At 56.0% G+C, this 20491-nt stretch carries 20 protein-coding genes; all 20 read right to left on the reverse strand.

Annotated features, from left to right (window positions below):
- Window positions 1–16 precede the first annotated feature (16 nt).
- Window positions 17–385, reverse strand: a complete 369-nt coding sequence (locus IIY41_RS11265; protein WP_009325741.1) for a hypothetical protein — start codon at window positions 383–385, stop codon at window positions 17–19.
- 59 nt (window positions 386–444) lie between these two features.
- The gene (locus IIY41_RS11270) at window positions 445–1407 is read right to left on the reverse strand and encodes an NAD(P)H-dependent glycerol-3-phosphate dehydrogenase (protein ID WP_055080820.1); all 963 of its coding nucleotides are present in this window, start codon (window positions 1405–1407) and stop codon (window positions 445–447) included.
- A 35-nt stretch (window positions 1408–1442) separates the two neighbouring features.
- Window positions 1443–2381, reverse strand: a complete 939-nt coding sequence (locus IIY41_RS11275; protein WP_050004211.1) for an SGNH/GDSL hydrolase family protein — start codon at window positions 2379–2381, stop codon at window positions 1443–1445.
- Window positions 2382–2387: 6 nt separating this feature from the next.
- Window positions 2388–3068 carry an HAD-IA family hydrolase gene (locus IIY41_RS11280; protein WP_009325744.1) on the reverse strand — a complete coding sequence of 227 codons (681 nt, stop codon included), beginning with the start codon at window positions 3066–3068 and terminating at the stop codon, window positions 2388–2390.
- Between the two features lie 27 nt (window positions 3069–3095).
- On the reverse strand, window positions 3096–3890 hold the full coding sequence (locus IIY41_RS11285) for an ABC transporter ATP-binding protein (protein ID WP_009325745.1): 795 nt from the start codon (window positions 3888–3890) through the stop codon (window positions 3096–3098).
- A gap of 5 nt (window positions 3891–3895) precedes the next feature.
- A complete protein-coding gene (locus IIY41_RS11290; protein WP_009325746.1) occupies window positions 3896–4789 on the reverse strand; it encodes an ABC transporter permease in 894 nt (297 codons plus the stop codon).
- A gap of 135 nt (window positions 4790–4924) precedes the next feature.
- Window positions 4925–5956 carry an ABC transporter substrate-binding protein gene (locus tag IIY41_RS11295; protein WP_055080822.1) on the reverse strand — a complete coding sequence of 344 codons (1032 nt, stop codon included), beginning with the start codon at window positions 5954–5956 and terminating at the stop codon, window positions 4925–4927.
- A 199-nt stretch (window positions 5957–6155) separates the two neighbouring features.
- Window positions 6156–7280 carry an aminotransferase gene (locus IIY41_RS11300; RefSeq protein ID WP_058722555.1) on the reverse strand — a complete coding sequence of 375 codons (1125 nt, stop codon included), beginning with the start codon at window positions 7278–7280 and terminating at the stop codon, window positions 6156–6158.
- A 34-nt stretch (window positions 7281–7314) separates the two neighbouring features.
- Window positions 7315–8145, reverse strand: a complete 831-nt coding sequence (locus tag IIY41_RS11305; protein WP_055080824.1) for a C40 family peptidase — start codon at window positions 8143–8145, stop codon at window positions 7315–7317.
- Window positions 8142–8936 carry a serine hydrolase gene (locus tag IIY41_RS11310; RefSeq protein WP_058722554.1) on the reverse strand — a complete coding sequence of 265 codons (795 nt, stop codon included), beginning with the start codon at window positions 8934–8936 and terminating at the stop codon, window positions 8142–8144. The genes IIY41_RS11305 and IIY41_RS11310 overlap by 4 nt, the downstream gene beginning before the upstream one ends.
- A gap of 2 nt (window positions 8937–8938) precedes the next feature.
- The gene (locus tag IIY41_RS11315) at window positions 8939–9856 is read right to left on the reverse strand and encodes a S66 peptidase family protein (RefSeq protein ID WP_058722553.1); all 918 of its coding nucleotides are present in this window, start codon (window positions 9854–9856) and stop codon (window positions 8939–8941) included.
- A gap of 206 nt (window positions 9857–10062) precedes the next feature.
- Entirely contained in the window at window positions 10063–10995 is a 933-nt protein-coding gene (locus IIY41_RS11320; protein WP_050004217.1) for an ATP-binding cassette domain-containing protein, read from the reverse strand.
- A complete protein-coding gene (locus tag IIY41_RS11325; protein WP_009325753.1) occupies window positions 10992–12029 on the reverse strand; it encodes an ABC transporter ATP-binding protein in 1038 nt (345 codons plus the stop codon). Before IIY41_RS11325 ends, IIY41_RS11320 begins: the two co-directional genes overlap by 4 nt.
- Window positions 12030–12044: 15 nt before the next feature.
- On the reverse strand, window positions 12045–13064 hold the full coding sequence (locus IIY41_RS11330) for an ABC transporter permease (RefSeq protein ID WP_058722552.1): 1020 nt from the start codon (window positions 13062–13064) through the stop codon (window positions 12045–12047).
- The gene (locus IIY41_RS11335; RefSeq protein WP_009325755.1) at window positions 13064–14011 is read right to left on the reverse strand and encodes an ABC transporter permease; all 948 of its coding nucleotides are present in this window, start codon (window positions 14009–14011) and stop codon (window positions 13064–13066) included. Before IIY41_RS11335 ends, IIY41_RS11330 begins: the two co-directional genes overlap by 1 nt.
- A gap of 175 nt (window positions 14012–14186) precedes the next feature.
- Window positions 14187–16109, reverse strand: a complete 1923-nt coding sequence (locus IIY41_RS11340; RefSeq protein ID WP_050004219.1) for a peptide ABC transporter substrate-binding protein — start codon at window positions 16107–16109, stop codon at window positions 14187–14189.
- Between the two features lie 152 nt (window positions 16110–16261).
- Complete coding sequence (locus IIY41_RS11345) at window positions 16262–17344, reverse strand: mandelate racemase/muconate lactonizing enzyme family protein (RefSeq protein ID WP_055080827.1); 1083 nt, start codon at window positions 17342–17344, stop codon at window positions 16262–16264.
- Between the two features lie 118 nt (window positions 17345–17462).
- The gene (locus IIY41_RS11350) at window positions 17463–18242 is read right to left on the reverse strand and encodes a serine hydrolase (protein WP_058722551.1); all 780 of its coding nucleotides are present in this window, start codon (window positions 18240–18242) and stop codon (window positions 17463–17465) included.
- Window positions 18243–18456: 214 nt separating this feature from the next.
- A complete protein-coding gene (locus IIY41_RS11355) occupies window positions 18457–19491 on the reverse strand; it encodes a M42 family metallopeptidase (RefSeq protein WP_009325759.1) in 1035 nt (344 codons plus the stop codon).
- A 223-nt stretch (window positions 19492–19714) separates the two neighbouring features.
- Window positions 19715–20413 carry an SGNH/GDSL hydrolase family protein gene (locus IIY41_RS11360; protein WP_287400788.1) on the reverse strand — a complete coding sequence of 233 codons (699 nt, stop codon included), beginning with the start codon at window positions 20411–20413 and terminating at the stop codon, window positions 19715–19717.
- Between the last annotated feature and the right edge of the window lie 78 nt (window positions 20414–20491).

Here is a 20491-nt window from a genome sequence, read left to right on the forward strand (position 1 = left end):
CCCGCCGCAGTCTGCTTCAAATTTGAATGATCTGCTCCTCGTAGCTGCCCTCGTTCTCCATATAATTATAAACGATCGGCCGCTGCGTCCCGGATTCCGGCTGTTGCTGAGAAGATGCCTTTGGGATAAAGAGTTCCATTTCAGGATCCCTGCATCCGTCGCAGGACTCCCCTTCGCAGCAATTCCGGCAGCCGTCGGGGTCCCGATTGTCATAGGCGTCCCCATTTTCTCCGTTGCACAGGCAGGAGCGTTGGTGCGGCGCATCGCCGCCCTCCCAGTCCGGCGGTTCGATATCGTTCCAGTCCGTCAGGTCATAGTTGTCCACGCAGCCGCAAAGGGCATCCTCCTGCGGCTCACTGTTGCAAAACGCATTGTGTTCGATCATACGGCATACCTCCTTGTGCCCATCTTATGCCGGGAGGCTTCGGGATGTGCCGCATGGATTCAGGAATCGAATTCTCCTTTTACACTGCGGGTAAACAAGGTGCGCAACGCGGCATCCGCGTCTGCTTCTTCATAAAGAATGGCGTAAATCGTGTTACAAATAGGAAGTTCCACTCCATAGCGCGCCCCCAGTTCCACCAGGGCGCGCACAGTGGGCACGCCTTCGGCAAGGCTTCCGTACGGCTCACCTTTGATATAGCTCTCTCCGAACTGCCGGTTGTGGCTGTGGCTTGAAAAGAGCGTGGCCTCGTAGTCGCCCAGGTGGCACAGCCCGTATGCGGAAAGCTCGTTTCCGCCCATGGCGCGGATGAGCCGCGCAATCTCCCGCGCGCCCCGCGCCATCAGTGAACCTTTCAAGCTGGAAAGGCCTTTGCCGTCCAGCATGCCCGCCGCAATGCCAATCACATTTTTCGCCGCGGCTCCAACCTCTGTTCCCACAAGGTCTCCGCCTTTGTATAGGCGGATGAGGTCGGTGCTCATCGTTTCCACAATGAAATCCACCACCGTCCGGTCGTCGGAATCCACAACCATACAATTGGGAACGCCGGCTGTAAAATCCTCTACGTGCCCGGGGCCCACCCATACGGCAACCGAGACGGGCTGCGTCACCTCGCTACGGAACACCTGCGTCAGCCGGTCTCCGGTACCGCATTCGAGGCCTTTCATACAAAGGATAAACGTTTTGCCCGCCACAGGATAAGCCTGAATGCATCGCGCCAGCGCGCGCAACTCCTGCGCACTGATGGAAATGACGACAAGCTGCGCCGATTCCAAAGCAGCGCCCAGATCACTGGTCAGGCAAACACGCTCCGGGAGCTTCAGGTAGCGGTTGCCGCCTGTTTCCCGCAGCGCCGCAAGGCTGCGGGAGCCCTCGCGCCCCCAAAGCGTCACGTCATTTTTTGCGCTGTGGTACCACGCTAAAAAAGAACCCCACCGGCCGCAGCCGAGTACGGAAATATTCATAAAAAACTCCTCGGTTTATTTTTGAAAACAGCCGGTCAGCTCGCCTGCGCGCCGCCGGATGCTGCCACAACGCCCTGCCAGGCAGGCGGAGCCTTGCGTTCCGGTGCTTTTACAGCTACAGGCCGCCTGTCCTCTGCCTCATACGCGTGGGTCCGCGTATAGAACAGCAGCTCTTCCAACGCCGCCTGGCTCAGATGCAGCCCATCGCCGATCACATAATCCGGCTTTGCGTAGCCGTCTCCGCCCTTGAGCGCTTCAGACGAGTTCAGGAACGGGAGTCCCAGCTCCTGCGCCAGTTCTTCCAGCGCCTTATTGAAATCATCCAGCGTTTCCATTGTGATGTCAGGATAAGAGCGCACCTTGCCTATGGGCGGAATTGCGTTGATGATGACGTCGCAATACGGGTAAGCATCCTGAATCGCCGCAATCGCGTCGCGGTAAGCATCGATAAACGACTCCCGGGTAAACTGGCCGCTGGCGTTGTTTGTGCCGAAGGTCATCACGACCCGGCGCGGCTTCACTTTTGCGATGGCCTGCGGAATGGTATAGACTTTTGTCTCCCCACTGAAATAAACACAGGGCGCCTGCGAGATGCTCTCGATGCCCATCCCCTCCAACGCCATATAGTTTTCCAGCGGGACAAGCCCGTAAGCAAACATCCGCACAGTATTGGAATCCCCTACGAAAATCGTTTCATCCAGATAGGCCTGGCCCGCATCTGCGCTCTCTGGCAGCGCGCCGCCGGGGAACTCCGGCTGTTGCACCTCCGGCTCGGCCTTTCCGGTAAGTTCGGCCATCACCTGCGGCAAAACAGGATTGGCAGAACGTGCATCAAGGATCAGCAGCAGAACCGTGGCCGACGCCGAAGCAAGAAAAAACAAAATGCAGACGATCAGCGTCACGCATGCGCGCCGCTGCCGTTTCGGCACATATTTCCAGTCACGCATTCTGAAATGTGCAGAAGTATCGTTCAAATACGGTCATTCCTTTTCCGGAAGCGCAGCTTCCCCTTGATCTTTGCGCTGCAGCAGCCATGCACGCAGCGCGCCGGCGGACGGCGCAAGATACAGCGGAGCAAAAGGTTCCAGCTCCCCGCGGGAACCGTAGCCGTACAGCACGCCCACCGCCGGCAGCCCGCAATCCGCCGCCCCATGCATATCGTTGTCCCTGTCGCCCACCATCACAGCCCGCTTGTCCTGTACACACGGCTGGGCAAGCACATGGCGGATCACGGCTGTTTTAGTATCCAGTGAAGCATCCGGAGAAGAACCGCCAATGTAATCAAAATACGGCGTAAGCTCCAGTTTATCCAACAGCTTCAGCGCCGCATAGCGCACCTTGGACGTGGCAAGGCATACGATATATCCTGCCTCCCGGAGCGCACTCAGAAGTTCTTTTGTGCCGGGATATAGCTTTGTCAGCGCACCGCTGGCTTCGGCATAATGCGCGCGGTAGATTTCCACCGCGCGTTCTACCTCGTCGGGCGGCAACAGCTTTGCGAAGCTTTCGCGAAGCGGCGGCCCGAGGAAACGCCTGAGCCGTTCCTGTGGAACAGTCATCTCATATTGCGCCAGTGTGAACTCGAAGGAATCGAAGATACCGGGCGCAGAATCAATGAGTGTGCCGTCCAAATCGAACAGCACCGCGTCAAAAGTCTGCAAACAGACGCCCCTTCCTTGAAAAAATTATCACGCCAGCAGCATGCGGTCGTTGGCGAATTCACCGTTGCTCACGGCCTCGAATTTGGCCAGAAGGTCGCTCACCTGAAGGTTCGCTTTCTCTTCACCGGACACGTCGTAAATGATGTTGCCCTCGTGCATCATCACCAAGCGGTTGCCGTAACGGATGGCGTCCTTCATGTTGTGAGTGACCATCAGCGTGGACAGCCTATTCTCTGAAATGATCTTTTCCGTGAGCGTAAGCACCTTGTGCGCGGTTTTTGGATCCAGCGCGGCGGTGTGCTCGTCCAGCAGCAGCAGCCTGGGGTTCTGCAGCGTTGCCATCAGCAGCGTCAGCGCCTGACGCTGTCCCCCCGAAAGAAGGCGGACCTTGCTGGTGAGTCGCCCCTCCAGGCCGAGGTCAAGCATCTGCAGCTTTTCTTTGTAAAATTCGCGCTCCTCATTACTGATGCCCCAACGCAGCGTGCGGGTCCTGCCGCGGCGGTAGGCCATGGCAAGGTTTTCTTCAATGCCCATGTTCCCGGCTGTTCCCATCATCGGGTCCTGAAACACACGGCCCAAAAGTTTGGCGCGTTTGTACTCCGGCAGTTTGGTAATGTCCGCGCCGTCCAGCACGATGCTGCCCGCATCTGCGGTATAAACGCCCGCAATAAGGTTGAGCATCGTGGATTTGCCTGCGCCGTTTCCGCCGATGACTGTGACAAAATCACCGTCGTTCAGTGTGAAGCTGAGATTCTGAATCGCCCGTTTTTCATTGATGGTGCCTGGATTGAACACCTTATGGATGTTTTTCAGTTCCAGCATACCGCTCACTCCTTCCCCGCCGGCACAGGCGTAAATTTGGATTTCAGGAATTTTTTCTGCAATGCGGGCACACTGAGCGCCAGCGCAACAGTGACCGCGCTGAACAGCTTAAGGTCCTCGGTGGAAAGGCCCAGCTGCAGCACAAAGGCAATAACGATTTGATAAATCACAGACCCGGCCACGATGGAACCGAGCTGATAGGCAAAATTGAAGCGCGCGCCGAAGATGACCTCGCCGATGATGACACTGGCCAGACCGATGACAATGGCGCCGCGGCCCATATTGATGTTTGCGCTTCCCTGGTACTGCGCCAGCAAGCCGCCGGCAAGGCCCACAAGACCATTGGAGAGGACCAGTCCGATGATCTTCATCGTGTCGGTATTCACACCCTGGGCGCGTACCATTTTGCGGTTGTTGCCCGTTGCGCGGATGGCGCAGCCAAGTTCCGTGCCGAAAAACCAGTACATCACAGCGACAACAGCCGCCGCTACCAGCACGCCGATGAGCAATGCCATGGGGATGTTTCCCAGGCTGATGACCACCGGCTGGCGCAGAAGCGCCACGCTGGATTTGCCCATGATGCGCAGATTGATGGAGTAAAGCCCCAGTTGTGTGAGTATTCCCGCAAGAATGGCCGGGATGCGCAGACGCGTGTGCAAAAAGCCGGTTACAAGTCCTGCAAGCATGCCGGCAAATACCGCGAAAACCAGAGAAAGCAGCGGGTGCATTCCCATCAAAATCAGCACGGCGCTTGTCGCGCCGCCGGTGCAAAGGCTGCTGTCCACCGTCAAATCCGCGATGTCCAGCAGCTTATAGGTCACATACACGCCCAGAGCCATGACGCCCCAGACGAGCCCCTGCGCCGTCGCGCCGGGAATTGCCGCAATGATGCCGCCCATAATGATATCCGTCCTTTACTGTTAAGCGTTACGCCCAAATGCGTACAGATAAAATAATTATAACATAAAACAGGCGGCGGGCAAAGCCCTGCCGCCTGTTTTTATTGTTTTTTTCACAAACGCACCGGATAAAACTCAACCTTTCAGATCTTCCGGAAGCGTCAGGCCGATGGCTTCACAATTCGCCTCGTTGACAGCAAACTCCAGATCCTCCACAGAGGCGAAGCCTACGGGAACCGTGCCCACGTCTTTGCCGTCCACCAAAATTTCTACCGCCTGAGCAGCAGCCAGTTTACCAAGATTATAGTAGTTGATGCCATAAGTGGCCGTGCCGCCGGAATCCACCATACCGCTCTCGCCGCAGATCACGGGAATTTTGGCATTCTCCGCAACCAGCGCTGCAGTGGGCATGTTTTCGGCAAACAGATTGTCTGTGGGAACGTACAGTGCGTCTACCTCGCCGACAGCCTTTGTGGTGACGGGCTGAATCTCATTGACGTCGGCGGCGGTATACTCGTTCACCGTCAGGCCGCGCGCCTCAAAGGCGGCTTTTGCCAGGCCCGCCTGCAGAATGGAGTTATCCTCTGCCGAGCAGTACAGAATACCAACCGTTTTCGCCTCGGGCACCAGCTTTACCAAAAGGTCGGCCTGTTCCTCGATGGGGTTCATATCAGATGTGCCGGATACGTTTCCGCCCGGGACCTCGTCGCTGTTCACCAAGCCGGCGCTCACAAAATCCGTCACTGCCGTGGCCAGAATGGGGATCTCTGTGGTTGCCTGTGCGGCGGCCTGCGCGGCAGGCGTAGCTACAGCCAGGATCAGATCTACTTTATCATTGACAAACTTAGTGGCAATGGTCGCGCAATTGGGAATCTCGCCTTGCGCATTCTGCACGTCGATATTTTCTCGGTTGAAGCCCGCTTCCACCAGCGCGTCGATAAAACCGTCGCGGGCGGCGTCAAGAGCCACATGCTCCGTCAGCTGAATGACGCCGATCTTGCAGTTGGCCGGGTCCTTGCCGGCGGCAGCAACAGAAGCTGCCGCAGAGGATGCTGCGTCGGATGTTCCCGGTTCTGAGGCGGCCGCCGAAGACGATGTGGAGCCGCCGCACGCCGCAAGGCCCAGCGCCACCACAGCGGCAAGGCAAAGTGCAAATAACTTTTTCATTTCTTTCCCTCCATAAGCACCGGAAAATACGATGTGTACCGTATTTTTCTCTGATGCTTTATTGTGCTAAAGTATATCACAAAAAAAGGCGTGAAAACAATAGCAGAATGCTACTAAATTCACGCCTGAATATTGTATATTTTTGTATATCGATACAACAAAGCGGAAGAAACAGCCTGCAATGCCAGCCGCGCAGAGCTTACAGCGGCAGCTCCGCAAGATATTCTCCCATTTTGTCAAGTCCGGCTGCAATCACTTCCGGCGTATTGGCGTAGCCGATACGAAGATATCCCTCCCGGTCCATTACACTGCCCGGTACGAGCAGCACGCCTTTTTCCGTCAGCAGCCCCCGGCAGAAATCTGCGCTGGGCATGTCGAACTCCATCTTCAAAAAGGCAGTCGTGCCCGCACGCGGCTTTACAAAGCTCAGCTTAGGCTGTCCTTTCAGCCACCGCTCCAAAACGGCAAGATTTCCGGTGACGATGGCGCGGTTGCGCGCGACGACCGCCTCCTTGTGCTCCAGAGCTATCCCGGCCAGATATTCATCGATCATACCGCAGCTGATGGTACTGTAATCCCGATGGCGGGATACTTGATCCAACAGCGCTTTTGGCCCGGCGATCCAGCCCAGACGAAGCCCGGCCAATGAAAAGGTCTTTGACATACTGCCCGTGGAAATTCCTTTTTCATAAAGGTCTGCCACAGAGGCCGTGAACGGCTCGCCTTCGTGGTTCAGGCCGCGGTACACCTCATCGCACAGCAGCCATGCATCAACAGAACGGGCGATCCCGGCAACCTCCTGCAGAAATTCCCGGTCCATCAGGGCGCCTGTCGGGTTGTTGGGGTTGTTGATACAGATGAGTTTTGTATTTTTATTCACCATGCCGCGCAGTTCGTCCAGGTCGGGCAAAAATGCATTTCCGCTGCGCAGGGGCAGGATGTGAACTTCAGCGCCCAGCGCCTCCGGAATAGAATAATGCTGCTGGTAAGTGGGCAGCACGGAGACCACCTCGTCCCCCGGCCCGGCCAGTGCTTCAATCACAAGATGATTCGCACCGATAGCCCCGTGCGCCGTAATAACATTCTCCGGTGTCTGTTTTTCATACAGTCCGGCAATGAGCATCCGCAGGCGCGGGCTGCCTTCAATCGCGCCGTAGGTCAGCTTCATGCCGAGGATATCGGCCACAGCCTGCTCACGGCAGCCGCCAAGCTCCAAAAGCTGCTCCACGGTCAGGGATTCCACACAGGTCTCCGCCAAATTATAAGTACAGTCGTTTTCATAGGCGTTCATCCACATCTCAACGCCAAAGTCCTTGATTTTCATTGCTTTCCGATCCCCTGTCTGATTGATAATATCTTCACTGCGGCGCGCCGAAAATACTGGCCACAGCAGTCATGGATTCTTTCAGATCCGCCCGGTAATCCGGCGCCTCTTCCGCAAGACTGCTGAGGATGACGCCTTCTGTACCTGTATGTCCGGTGGAGTGAACAAACCGTCCCTCTCCCAGATACATCGCCACGTGGCCGGGGAAAAACAGCAGATCGCCCGGCTTTGCTGCTTCAAATGAAATTTCATGCAGTGCAAACCCCGGCTTGATGGCAGCATCCCTGTAAATAATCACACCGTTGAGCAGATAGGCCATGGAGACAAGGCCGCTGCAATCGATGCCCAACGGCGTTTTACCACCCCAGCGGTATTGTGCGCCCAGATAAGACAGTGCGGCGCCGCATAAGCGCTGCCGCAGTTCATCTTCCCCAACGCTTTCCCACGCGGGAGCCGGCTGAGCCAGATAAGTTGCTTTGGTGTAGCCGAGACGTCCGTCCGCAAGACGAACGGGCTGCCACTGGTTTTCATCCGGGCCGCCCTCCGGGCAGAGAAAAGCTCCCCTCGGCATGCTCTGCAGGCAGCCTCCCTGTACCTTCGGCTCGTTCAGCACATCGATATAAGGTTTTTGCACTACCAGCTTTGGCACCGACTGCCATTGTGCGGCAAGCGCGCCGTCCTCCAGAAGGCAGCGCGCGGGCGTCCAACCCTCATAGCGGTAATGGGTACGCACACGGCAATACATCCCTTCCCGCGCCAGCACCTCCAATACCATACCATAAAGCGCTTCATCTGCCAGCTCACACAACGGCTCCGGCTTCGTATACAAAGGGGCGATGTCAGAAACCACAACAGCAAAACTCATTGCGTATCCTCCTGGGAATAATAATCGAAAACCAACTTCGAAACGCGTCCCGCCAGAGGCTCGTCACCGTCAATATCCGGTGCGTCCCAAATGAGTACGGCGATGAAATACGGCCGGCCCGGAAGCTCGAACACTCCCGCATCATGGCTCAGACGGTCCAGGCCACCCGTCTTGTGGGCACAGGGCACGTCCTGCCAAATGTAACGGGTGAGCATCCGCGTATCGCGCTGACGGCGCAGGATCGAGCGCGCCAGCGCGCAAAGCTCCGGCGTGAGCACTGTTTCGGCATACAGCGCACGGAACACGCGCAGCAGGTCCTCCGCGCTGGTATAATTATTGCGCCCGGCTGATACCGCATCCCAATCCAGCATTTTGCGTTCCAGCACAGTGTTTTTCGTCCCAACGCTGCATGCCGCCGCATTTATACATTCGGCGCCCAGCAGCCCGATGAGCACGTTCGTTGCCGTATTGTCGGAAAGGACGATCATCCACACAAGCAGCTCCTCCAGCGGATGCATGCCGGGACCGTCCACAAAGACGCCTGTGTCAGGAAGAATGTCTTCCGCTGTGACCGCCACAGGCGTGTCCAGCGCGAGCCTTCCCCGCCGCACCTCATCCAGCGCGGCCAGCAGGATGAACACCTTGATGGTAGACGCGGAGACCGCCCTCCTGCCCGCGCCCCGTTCATACAACGGCACGCCGCCAGCCAACGGGACAGCCAGCACGCACACCTGTTCCTGCGCCGCTGCAAGCTGCGCATCCAGCGCGGCGCAAAGCTCTTGCCTGGTCATATTCAATACTCCAATACCCGCAGCGTGCGGTTCGTTGCGTCAAGATTCACGTTTACCCCCAGCGGCAGGGACATCGTAGGCATGATATGCCCGCACTGAAGCGCCCCCAGGATCGGCTTGCCTTCATCCAGCAGCAATTCTGTGATGACCTCACGCAGCGTCAGGCTCTCCGCCGGGTCAGGTGCTGCACAATCCGTGAACGCACCCAGCAGAATACCCGCGCAGGCGCGCAGCTTCCCCGCCTGCTTCAGCATGAGCAGCATGCGGTCAATACGGTACGGCGTTTCACCGATATCCTCAATGAACAATATTTTATCCTTTGTCTCGATTTCATAAGGCGTTCCCAAAGAGGCGGCGAGCAGCGACAGGTTGCCGCCCGTCAACACGCCGTGGCTCACGCCCTTGGCGATTGTATACAGCGGCATACCGTCTGGATTGAGGATATTCGGCTCCTGCACGCCGAAAATCGCGTTTTTCAGTGAACGCTCGGTATATTCATCCAAACCTGCATACCATTCCGTAGCTGGCATAGGCGTGTGATAAGTAACAAAGCCGCAGCGCTGATTCAGCATCAGATGCAGGATGGTGACATCACTGTACCCACAGAACACCTTGGGCGTTTTTGCAATAGCAGTCCAATCGATGCGGTCCATCAGGCGCTGCGCACCGTATCCTCCGCGGATGCAGATAACGCCATGGATGCTCGCGTCCGAAAACGCATTATTAAAATCTGCCGCACGTTCGCGGTCATATCCGGCCAGATAACCGTGCCGCATGGTACAGGACGGAAAAACGACAGGCTCCAGCCCAAGTGCCTGCACACTGGCCACGGCAGGCTCCAAGCGCCCTTCTGGAACAGGGCCGGAAGGCGCGATCAGCGCGACACGCGCGCCTGTACACAACGGTTTTGGTATAATCATGGCAGCTCTCCTTTGCTTGTTCAGAATGGTTACGACTTCTCCGGCACATGCTTTCCTCCGCCGGAGGGCAAAGCCGCGGCAAACGGAAACATGTGTAAAAACTGTGTAAACTGCATACAGAAACACCGAAAGCGGACGCTTTGTCCGCTTTCAGCACGGACGCTCCGCGCGAAAAACGCCGCGCTGCGTCCTTCATGTCATTCAGTTTAAATCATTGTCCGGTATTTTTCAAGTTCTTCCTGATTTGCAAGCACAAAATGTCCCGGTTCGATCTCCGTCCATGTCGGAGGGTCTGCCTCATAATGATGACAGGACGGGTCGTACACCTCCAGGACCTTGCGTTTTTCCGCCGCAGGGTCCGGCAGCGGAATAGCGGAAAGCAGCGCTCTCGTATACGGATGCAGCGGATGTGCAAATAGCTTTTCCGTACTGGAAAGCTCTACGATGCGTCCCAAATGAATGACCGCGATGCGGTCGCAGATGAAACGCATCACCGAGAGATCATGACTGATGAGCAGATAGGTCAGCCCGCGCCGACGCTGCAGCTCGGCCATCAGGTTCAGCACCTGAGCACGGATGGATACGTCCAAAGCAGAGATGGGCTCGTCCGCAATAATGAATTCCGGTTCCATGATAAGCGCGCGGGCGATGCCGATGCGCTGGCGCTGCCCGCCGGAGAACTCGTGCGGAAAACGGCTGGCAAATTCCGGTAGCAGTCCCACGTCGGAAAGTGCCTGCGCAACCTTTTTGCGGCGTTCTTCCTCCGACACGCGTCCGCCCAGATTATACAACCCCTCGGAGACGATGTAATCCACCTTGGCTCGTTCGTTGAGGGAGGCCATCGGGTCCTGGAAGATCATTTGTATTTTTCGGGTGACTTCCCTGTCCTTTTCACGGCTGATCCTGCCGCTGATGCGTTCTCCATCGTACAAAATCTCGCCGCTCGCCGCCGGGTTGATGCGGATGACCGTCCGGCCGATGGTCGTTTTGCCGCTGCCGGATTCGCCCACAAGGCCGAACGTCTCGCCTTGGAAAATATCGAAGCTGACGTTTTTGACGGCGGTAAACTTATTGTGCCGCTCTCCAAAGGTCACTGTGAGGTCTTTGACCTGCAGAAGAGGCTTGTTTTCCATTGTCATACATTCCCCTCCTGCACACTCCGCAGATTGCGGATATTTTCCGGCGGCTCCACTTTGGGTGCGCGCGGGTCCAACAGCCAGGTGCGCGCTTTGTGGGTCGGGCTCACCTCAAAATACGGCGGCCGCTCCACAAAATCAATTTTCAGCGCATACGGATTCCTAGGCGCAAAGGCGTCCCCCTTTACATCTGCGAACAGATTTGGCGGCGTACCGGGAATGGAATACAGGTTCTCGCCCCGCACACCGAGCTGCGGCAGGCTGGACAGCAGCGCCCAGGTATACGGGTGCTTGGGCGTGTAGAACACTTCCTCGCAGGTCCCGATTTCAACGATATCGCCCGCGTACATCACCGCGATTCGGTCGGCCACATTCGCCACCACGCCCAGGTCATGGGTGATGTACAGCGTGGTCAGCTTATACTTGGCTTTCAGGTCCTTCAGAAGCTTTAATATCTGTGCCTGAATGGTAACATCCAGAGCCGTCGTTGGCTCGTCACAGATAAGGATGCGCGGGTTGCATGCAATGGCGATGGCAATGACCACCCGCTGGCGCATACCGCCGGAAAACTCATGCGGATACTGACCGAAACGGCGCGCCGCCTCAGTGATGCCGACATCCTCCAGTATCTCAGTAGCTTTTTGCTTGGCGGCCTCCCCCTTCATTCCCTGGTGCAGCGTCAGCGCTTCGCAGATCTGCGCGCCGACGGTTTTGAGCGGATTCAGGCTGGTCATCGGATCCTGCATGACCATAGCGATTTCCTTTCCGCGCACGCTGAGCCACTCTTTTTCCGTTTTAAAGGCGGCAAGGTCCTTTTCGCCGTAACGGATGCTGCCGCGGGTGACGCGGCCGTTGGAATCCAACAGACCCATGAACGTTTTGCAGAACACGGATTTACCGCTGCCGGATTCCCCCACGATGGCAAGGCTCTCGCCTTCACAGATGTCGAGGCTGATACCCCGAATGGCGTGCAATGTCTTGCCGCGGAGCGTGAATTCCACTTCAAGATCCTGCACAGATAAGATCACATCCTGCATGCTGCGCCGTCCTCCTTAAAATACATGGTTTTTGGGGTCAGCGGCATCGGCAAAGGCGTTGCCGATGATGTAAAAACTGACGGTAATGATGCACAGCACGACGGTCGGGAAAACCAGCTGATACTGCAAAGAGGGGTTCATCATAATCATGCGGCCCTGGTTGATCAGGTTGCCCAGGCTGGGCGTAGAGACCGGCAGACCGAGACCGATGTATGTGATGAACACTTCATTACCGATGGCCAGCGGGATGGCCATGGCCACGCGCATCATGATGACGGACACCAGGTACGGCAGCAGGTTGCGCACAATGATGCGCCGCGTCGGAGTGCCCAGGCACCGGGACGCAAGGTTATAATCCCTGTCACGGATGATAACGATCTGGTTGCGCACAAAGCGCGCCATCGTCAGCCAGCCCGTCAGGCACATGGCGAAGATCAGCGTCCCCACGCTGGGCCGCATGATGTAGGAAAACAGAATGAGCACGATCGTCTGCGGAATATTGTCCACAACGTTGTACAGCTCGGTAAAAAAGAAATCCAGCTTGCGCACATAACCCCACAGCACACCGATAAGAATGCCGAAAGCGACCTCCCACATGGCTACGGAAAAGCCGATGAACAGACTGGTGCGCGTACCGCTCCAAACGCGGCTCCACAGATCCTGTCCGATGGAATTGGTTCCGAACCAAAACTCACTGTTCGGCTTCATATTGATAATCTGGATGCCGTTTTCATCGTTATTAATAACGATTGGGTCACGTTGTCCGGGCAGATACGGCTGAATGAACGTAAAAAGCAGCAGAACGATGATGACGCCCAGCAGAAACATCGCCATTTTATTGCGCGTGAACACACGCAGTGTGCTCCGCCAGTAGGAATAGCCTGAAAACCCGGTTTTTTCCGCGTCTTCGGGATGGTATTCCGCGAATGCAAACAGTTCTTTCTCATCGGCCGCACTCAGGCCGTCCAGCGCCTGTGCGGTGGCCTGATTCAGGCTGTCGCTCAGCTGTACGCTTTTTTTGTTGAACAATCCCATTACCTCGCGCCCTCCTTTTTGTTCAGGCTGATGCGCGGGTCCACCACGGCCATCAGAATATCGCCAATCAGCAAGCCAAGAATGCTGATCGCGGCATAGATGAGTACAAGCGCCTGCACCACAGTGTTGTCCTGCCGCTGGATAACGTCTACCAGCAGGCCGCCCATTCCCGGCACAGAATACAGGCTCTCCACATAGATAGAGCCCATCAACGTAATAAGAAAAGACGTGGGCAGATACTGTACGAGAGGTACGAATGCGTTACGGAACACGTGTCCGCTCATGATTTTTTTCGAAGAAACGCCCTTGGCACGCGCAAGCATGACATAATCCTTGTTGGATTCGTCCACCATAAAGCGTCGCAGCCACATGGCATAATAAGCGATATTTCCGATGGCCAGGGAAAAGGTTGGCAGGATCCAGCTCAACGGGTTGTCCATCCGGAACAGCATCGGGAGCGGAAAGCCGGGTATCTGCGTGCCGTACAGCTGGATGACCAGATAATACACGGCGCTTGGCACCGCCTGTACCAGCACGACGAACCCTGTGCCGATCTTATCGAACCACTTTCCCTTCCCGCGCGCCATAGCGGCCCCCATGGGCAGGCCCAGCAACAGCGAGATACAAAGCGCCATACCGCCCATCATCATGGAAACAGGCGCCTTTTCCGCAACGATTTGCGTAATAGGCACATTCATACGGTAAATATTCGACACGCCGAGATCGCCGTGCAGCACCTGCTTGTAAAAATTCATCAGCTGTACGGGCAGCGGATCCAGCAGGCCGAGCTGACGCAGCCCGTTCTGGATCTGCGCATCGTTCATTTTTTCATAGTTCTGGAAGTAGCCTTCCACCGGCATCAGGCGCAGCAGCGAGAATACGACTGTTATAATAATGAACAGCGTGAGCATAGACCGCGCCAGACGTTTGGCCGAGTATCGGATCATGGGCAGGAGCTCCTTACTTGGTTGTTTTGTTGGATGGCGGACATACAATGCCCGCCGTGCAGACTGCTTTCATTAAGAAACGGGCGCACCCGTTCCCTAATGAAAGCAGGCGGCCGTTGTTTCGGCCGCCTGCCCTGTCCGGCGCATCCGGACAAAGCCTGCTTTTACGATCGGATCATTCAGCAGCCAGTGCTTTGGCGCGCTCGGCCTGCCATGCCTCGTACAGGGTGTTGAATTCATTCTGGCTCATCGGCTCGGTGCGCAGCTTCTGGTATTTATACCGCTGACGCGCCAGACCATACGGGGCATATTCCGCTTCCAGCTCATTCAGGCGGGTGGCCTTGAAGCCGTCTCCTTCCACGCCGTAGGGAATGATAACAGCATGGTTGATGATGGACGCCTCCGCTTGGGCGAAGGTGTTGTAGCGGACGCTCATATCCTCCACCTGCGCTTTTGCTTCGGCTACCAGCGCGTCATATTCGGCGATGATATCCCGCACACCCGCCGCGGTGTCTGCACGCCAGTGGAGATAGCTGTCGGAGCCGGTGTCACTGAACGGCTCGGTCCAGGTGGCGGGGTCAGCGTAATCCGCGCCCCAGTTGCACTTCATCAGAGCGAATTTTCCGCCGCGGCGGACTTCCGACAGGAAGCCCGTAGACGGCCCGGCCTCAACGATCACATCGATATAATCACTGCCCAGCAGGCCTTCCAGCTGCTGCTCCACGACCTGACACTCTTTGTCCCAGTTCGTGGACGAGGGATTGTAAGGCATGAGGACCTTGACCGGGAACGTCGCCCCCTCAGCTGTTAACTCCTCCACAGCTTTTTCCTTGTATTCCAGAGCCTTGTCGCTCTGGAAGGAATCGCGTGCGGAAATCGCGGCCAGGTCCCCCACTTCGGAAAAGTCAACGCCGTTCAAATCTGTAAAGTTCGGCGGGGTGACCGTATTGATGATGAAGGATTCCGGATCATAGGGCTGCATGACGGTTTTGGCCTTCACGCGGTCCAGCGCATGGAAAATGGACTGGCGGAAATTCTCGTTATTGACGGCCAGCGTCCAGTTGTCCGGCTCATAGGCTTCGTCGAACTTCGGTTCAAAGTTGAACGCATAAAAATAGGAGTAACTGGAATCCACCCGGCTCGGGCTGACCATATTCTTGGTGTCGTCCGCAGCCAGCCATGCATCCAGAATATCGGCGGAGAGGTACGCAAGATCCGTTTCATTGCGCTTGAACATCTCCGGCGCGATGGTGTCCATCTCTTTGTTATAGGTCTCCTCGATGGCGTCGATGAACACATTGTCCTTATCCCAGTAATTGGGGTTCTTCGTCATGATGCGGCGTCCCTGCGGCTCAAACGTGGAAAGGATATATGCGCCGTTATAGAGCAGCTTGGTGTTGTCTGTTCCGAACATATCGGTACCGTCTTCGGCAATGCAGCTCTGCATGAATGCACCGTTTGCAGGCAGATAGCAGCCATAGTTCAAAACGGACAGGAAATACGGAGTGGGCTGTACGAGCGTATATTCCAGCGTCAAATCGTCCACAGCCTTTACACCGACATCCTCGGGCTTTACTTCGGCCACCGGCTCGATGGCTTCCCCATCCTCGTCGGTGGTCTTGGTTCCGTTTTCGCTTTCCAACAAATAAGAGGTATATTTGTAATATTCAGTAGCGTTTGCGATGATGCCCTCCATCATGTATTCCGTGCTGCTGGCGTTTTTGGCGTCCAGTGCATAGATGGCGGCGTCGACAAAATCCTGCGCCGTGACAGGCGCGACTTCCTTGCCCGTATAATCGTACCATTTCACGCCTTCGCGCAGATGGAATGTCCAGGTCAGGCCATCCTCGCTGGTCTCCCAGCTTTCGGCCAAAGCGGGCTTGATGGCGCCGTAAGCATCATATTCCACCAACGTATCGATAACGTTCGCGGGAATGATCAAATCGTTGGTGCTGCCCGTGACAAGATAGTTCATCGTAGTGACTTCACCCGAATACATCTTGCGGAACGTAGTGCCGCTTCCGGCGCTTTGGCCGCAGCCTGCAAAGCAGCCCACAACCAGTGCCAGGCACAAAAGGATCGCGAGTAACTTTTTCATGTTCTTTCCTCCGTTTCGTTTCCCTCTCTCTATTATCAGGCGCGTTTCACAAGATGCGCCGGATAACGCTTTTCCATCGCGGAACAAAAGGAATCATTTGGGGAACACCTGTTCCCCAAACGAAAAGCTCCGGGGCTTTTCGTTTGGCCGTTTTATACAAACGCCGGAACGCGCGTAATGCCGATGCCGGGCGCGTCCGTCATTCGGATAACGCCGTTTTCATACAGCGGGCCGCCTGTGAACGGGTCTGTTTTGCACAGGGACGGGCCGTCCAGATCCGCCCGGGTGATCACGCGCTTTGCAGCGGCAAGGTGCGCCGCCGCACTCACCGCCAGCTTGGATTCCAGCATACAGCCGATCATGCATTCCACACCGTACATCTCGGCCAGGCTGCAGATCTTCAGCGCCTGCCAAATGCCGCCGGTCTTCATCAGCTTGATGTTGAGCAGGTCGGCCGCACGGGTGCGGATGATCTCGGCTGCATCTTCGGGCGAAAACACGCTTTCATCCGCAAGAATCGGCGTATATACAGCTTTTGTGACGGCGCGCATGCCGTCCAGGTCGTGCGCGGGCACCGGCTGCTCCACAAGGTCGATGTTCAGCCCTTTATCTTCCATCGCGGTGATGATACGAATGGCTTCCTTTGCCGTCCAGCCCTGGTTTGCATCCACACGAATCTGGATGCCGCTGCCTACGGCCTTGCGGATGCCTGCGATGCGCGCCACGTCGGCCAGGCCCTCTTTGCCGACTTTGATTTTAAGTATCTTATATCCTTGCTGCACCGCCTCAAGGCTGTCCGCCACCATCTGAGGAACCGGATTTACGCTGATGGTGATATCCGTTTCCACCGTGTCCCCAGCGCCTCCCAAAAGCTGGTACAGCGGCGCGCCGAAGCGCTGGGCATACAAATCATACACTGCCATATCCACCGCAGCCTTGGCGGAAGTGTTTTTCACAATGCTGGAATGCAGCCTGTACATAATGCCGTCCAAATCTTCGATCTCCATGCCAAGCAAGGCGGGACGGATAAAATCCTCGATGGCACAGCGGATGCTTCCCTTGGTATCCCCGGTGATAACCGCCGTGGGCGGCGCCTCGCCATACCCTGCGGCCCCGGTGTCGGTTGTGATACGCACCACGATATCCTCTACATTTTCTACCGTACGAAGCGCCGTTTTAAAGGGCTTTGCCAGCGGAACGAATATCTCTCCGACTTCAATTTCTGTGATTTTCATATTATTGTACTGTTCCTCCTCTCGGAACACTTTAGCACTTTACAGCGGTTATAAATTGCAACCAGTATACCAAACAGCGCATACGATTACAAGTTTTTTCCTTCGATTATACAATATTTTAACGAATTCGCTCCGCATTTTCATACAGCATTAGGGTGATATCCTGCATTGCGCGCTCGAATTCCGGTGGCGATACATGTTCGCCACAGAAGCACACAATAAACGGCTGCCGCGCGTATACGATGCCCACGTCATGGGTAATGCCATCGTCCTCACCTGTTTTGTGCGCGATCTTTACGCTGTGCGGCAGCAGGAACGGAATCTTCCCATTGAGGCGTTGGTCTTTCAGGATCGAAAGCATATCTTCGCTGGCAGGCCCGGAAACAGCCTCGCCGTCGTACAAACGTTTGAGCAGCAGCCCTGCCTCCCGCGCCGTGATATAATTTTCAATGCCGCGGGACGATGCTTCACGGTCAAACAGAAGGCGGTTGAGCGTCATTTTTTCTGCCCCCAGCATGCGCAGCGTGTCGTTGATGTTGCCGATGCCCAGACGCTTGATGAGCAGATTCGTGGCCGTATTGTCCGAAAGGATGGTCATGAGCACGCAAAGATCGCGGAATGTGACGCAAAGGCCGTCATGCAGATAATTGAGCGCACCGCAGGACGGCAATTTATCCGTACGCGCAATCACGAACATCTCGTTCGCGCGCACAGCGTCCGCATCCATCTGGCGGAACGCTTCAATAAGCACCGCCAGCTTGATGACGCTGGCCGCCACTACGGGCTTGTCAGCCGCGTGGCCGAAGCACACGCCTGTCGCCAGGTTCTCGTAATAAAAGCAGGCGTCGCCCATTACGGCGGAAAGCCTCTGTTCGATCTGTTGTCTGAGTTTCTCCATTTTGCCATGCCTCCATTTCCAACGTTTTTGTGTAAAACAACAGGGGACCTTTTTAAAGGCCCCCTGAAATGCCGCTTCCAGAGTATCCCTCTTCTGCGCGCAAACATCATTGTTTGTGTAAACAAAAATTATTAGTTATGAAAAATATAATACTGTATCCCCCGAAAAAACACAAGTCTTTCACAAAATTTGGGCAGTTTACCCGAAAACTTGTTTAATCTGCGGTTTCAATATAGGAATTCAATAAGTCGAAGGTGTTGGCCAGCCCCTCAATGTGGGAACGCTCATATCCGTGAGAGGCATACACACCAGCCCCCACTACACAATGCCGTACATCGTTGCCTGCGCAGACCGCTACGTCCGCATCCGAGGAATAGTGGGGATAAACATCCAGCGCGTAGCGCACACCGGCGCGCAGCGCCGCCTCCACCAGGCCGTCCACCACCGCTTTATGTGACGGGCCTTTTGAGTCCATCACACATATGGAGACCATCGTCTCATCGCATTGCAACCCTGTACCAACGCACCCCATGTCCACCGAGAGCATCTCCACCACATCCTGCGGAATCACCGCGCCGCCGTGGCCTACCTCCTCAAACACGGTGAAATCTACATACACTCTGCGGCGCGGCCTCCGACCGGTATCCTTCAGGTATTTGGCATAAGCGAGCAGGATAGCGGCGGACAGCTTATCGTCCAGGAAGCGGCTTTTGATGAATCCTGTTTCGGTGACGTTGAAACGCGGTTCGACAGCAACATAATCGCCCACATCCACACCAAGAGCGCGCGTTTCCGCCGCAGAGTGCGTCTTGGCGTCCAACAGCAGCTCCAGCGTATCGAAGGTGCGCTGTGTTTTGGAATATTCTCCGTTCACATGCACCGAGGCGTTTTCAAGCTGAAGTGTTCCCTCCAGCACCTTCCCCGCGCGCGTATATACATGCACGGTCTCCGTTTCCGTGTTGTTTGCCTGCAGGCCGCCTACTGGGGCCACGCGCAGCGCGCCGTTCGCTTTTACCTCGCGCACCATAGCGCCCAAAGTGTCGATGTGCGCCCCCAGCAAAAGCCCTTCGCCCTCGCCGCCCAGGCAGACAAGCAGGCCGCCCTTTGGTGTAATCTCAGGCGTATAGCCCATATTGGCGAATTCGTTCGAACAGTACCGAACGGCCTCTGCCGTAAAGCCGCTGGGACTTGGGATATTGACGATTGCTTCCAGCTGGCGCAGCGCGTAATTCAAATAAGTAGACTGCATAAAAGGCACTTCCTTGCTTACAATATATTCCGCCGTCCGTCCGGTTCATGCCCGGCGGCACGTTTTTTTGTTGCGGCACGGCAAAACTCTTGCCGCAGTCTTGCACGCTTCCCACTTTCAGAGCCATGGGCGTTCCGCAAACTTAAAAACATTATAACATTGCCCTTTTGCGAATACAACAAAAACAGCGCCCCGGATTTCTCCCAAACGCTGTTCATTTTATTCATGCCGTACGAAGATTTTCCCGTGCATATCTTAGAAAAACACGCTCCATCAGCGCATGTCCCTCCGCGTTTGGATGGATGCCGTCCATACATAAATACGGACGATAGTCGCCATTCTCCAGAAAAGATGCACGCAGGTCCACCAGGCGGCATCCAAGTTGCCGCGCCAGTTCCACCACCAGTCTGTTGTATGCGGCATGAGAGCGGTAGATCTGCTGCACATCCCCCAGCCAAACAAGAATGTTCTCTTTCCCTTCGATATCACGGCCGATCCATTCGTAGTAGCGTACGGCGTCGATGGGCGGCAAGGTCATAAGCAGCGGCTCCATCCCGCGCGACCGCGCAAGGCATACCATCGCGCGCATGTTCTCGCAAAAACGTTTCGGCGGGGTATGCGGCAGATGCTCCGCGCGCGGGTCGGCCGCGACGGCTCGCCAGTCGTAATCGATATCGTTGCCGCCGAACCCGATCAGCGCCGCTTCTCCCTCCGCATGGGCAGGGATCTCCCGCTCCATTACAACGCGGCCCTTTTCACTTGTCATGCCGAAACGCGCATGATTCTCGGCTGGGATTCCGAGCGCGCGTGACGAAAGCGCCACGCAGGACGCTTCCTTCAGCCTGGAATATCGCCGTGTCTCAGGGTCCAGCACGACGCCGCGCAAAATACTGTCTCCCCACACTTCAATCTTCGATATCATTCACCGCACCTCTTTATCTGGTTTTAATAATTAGATTATCACGTTTTGTATTTTTGTCAATCTATTTCCGCAAAACTA

It is taken from the genome of Ruthenibacterium sp., assembly GCF_017421385.1.
Taxonomy (GTDB): Bacteria; Bacillota; Clostridia; order Oscillospirales; family Ruminococcaceae; genus Ruthenibacterium; species Ruthenibacterium lactatiformans.

What these genes read in the sequence shown, in the direction of transcription:
- IIY41_RS11265 (WP_009325741.1), bottom strand. Translation starts at nt 385, where the DNA reads ATGATCGAACACAATGCGTTTTGCAACAGTGAGCCGCAGGAGGATGCC.
- IIY41_RS11270 (WP_055080820.1), bottom strand. Translation starts at nt 1,407, where the DNA reads ATGAATATTTCCGTACTCGGCTGCGGCCGGTGGGGTTCTTTTTTAGCG.
- IIY41_RS11285 (WP_009325745.1), bottom strand. Translation starts at nt 3,890, where the DNA reads ATGCTGGAACTGAAAAACATCCATAAGGTGTTCAATCCAGGCACCATC.
- IIY41_RS11290 (WP_009325746.1), bottom strand. Translation starts at nt 4,789, where the DNA reads ATGGGCGGCATCATTGCGGCAATTCCCGGCGCGACGGCGCAGGGGCTC.
- IIY41_RS11295 (WP_055080822.1), bottom strand. Translation starts at nt 5,956, where the DNA reads ATGAAAAAGTTATTTGCACTTTGCCTTGCCGCTGTGGTGGCGCTGGGC.
- IIY41_RS11300 (WP_058722555.1), bottom strand. Translation starts at nt 7,280, where the DNA reads ATGAAAATCAAGGACTTTGGCGTTGAGATGTGGATGAACGCCTATGAA.
- IIY41_RS11305 (WP_055080824.1), bottom strand. Translation starts at nt 8,145, where the DNA reads ATGAGTTTTGCTGTTGTGGTTTCTGACATCGCCCCTTTGTATACGAAG.
- IIY41_RS11310 (WP_058722554.1), bottom strand. Translation starts at nt 8,936, where the DNA reads ATGACCAGGCAAGAGCTTTGCGCCGCGCTGGATGCGCAGCTTGCAGCG.
- IIY41_RS11315 (WP_058722553.1), bottom strand. Translation starts at nt 9,856, where the DNA reads ATGATTATACCAAAACCGTTGTGTACAGGCGCGCGTGTCGCGCTGATC.
- IIY41_RS11320 (WP_050004217.1), bottom strand. Translation starts at nt 10,995, where the DNA reads ATGACAATGGAAAACAAGCCTCTTCTGCAGGTCAAAGACCTCACAGTG.
- IIY41_RS11325 (WP_009325753.1), bottom strand. Translation starts at nt 12,029, where the DNA reads ATGCAGGATGTGATCTTATCTGTGCAGGATCTTGAAGTGGAATTCACG.
- IIY41_RS11330 (WP_058722552.1), bottom strand. Translation starts at nt 13,064, where the DNA reads ATGGGATTGTTCAACAAAAAAAGCGTACAGCTGAGCGACAGCCTGAAT.
- IIY41_RS11335 (WP_009325755.1), bottom strand. Translation starts at nt 14,011, where the DNA reads ATGATCCGATACTCGGCCAAACGTCTGGCGCGGTCTATGCTCACGCTG.
- IIY41_RS11340 (WP_050004219.1), bottom strand. Translation starts at nt 16,109, where the DNA reads ATGAAAAAGTTACTCGCGATCCTTTTGTGCCTGGCACTGGTTGTGGGC.
- IIY41_RS11345 (WP_055080827.1), bottom strand. Translation starts at nt 17,344, where the DNA reads ATGAAAATCACAGAAATTGAAGTCGGAGAGATATTCGTTCCGCTGGCA.
- IIY41_RS11350 (WP_058722551.1), bottom strand. Translation starts at nt 18,242, where the DNA reads ATGGAGAAACTCAGACAACAGATCGAACAGAGGCTTTCCGCCGTAATG.
- IIY41_RS11355 (WP_009325759.1), bottom strand. Translation starts at nt 19,491, where the DNA reads ATGCAGTCTACTTATTTGAATTACGCGCTGCGCCAGCTGGAAGCAATC.
- IIY41_RS11360 (WP_287400788.1), bottom strand. Translation starts at nt 20,413, where the DNA reads ATGATATCGAAGATTGAAGTGTGGGGAGACAGTATTTTGCGCGGCGTC.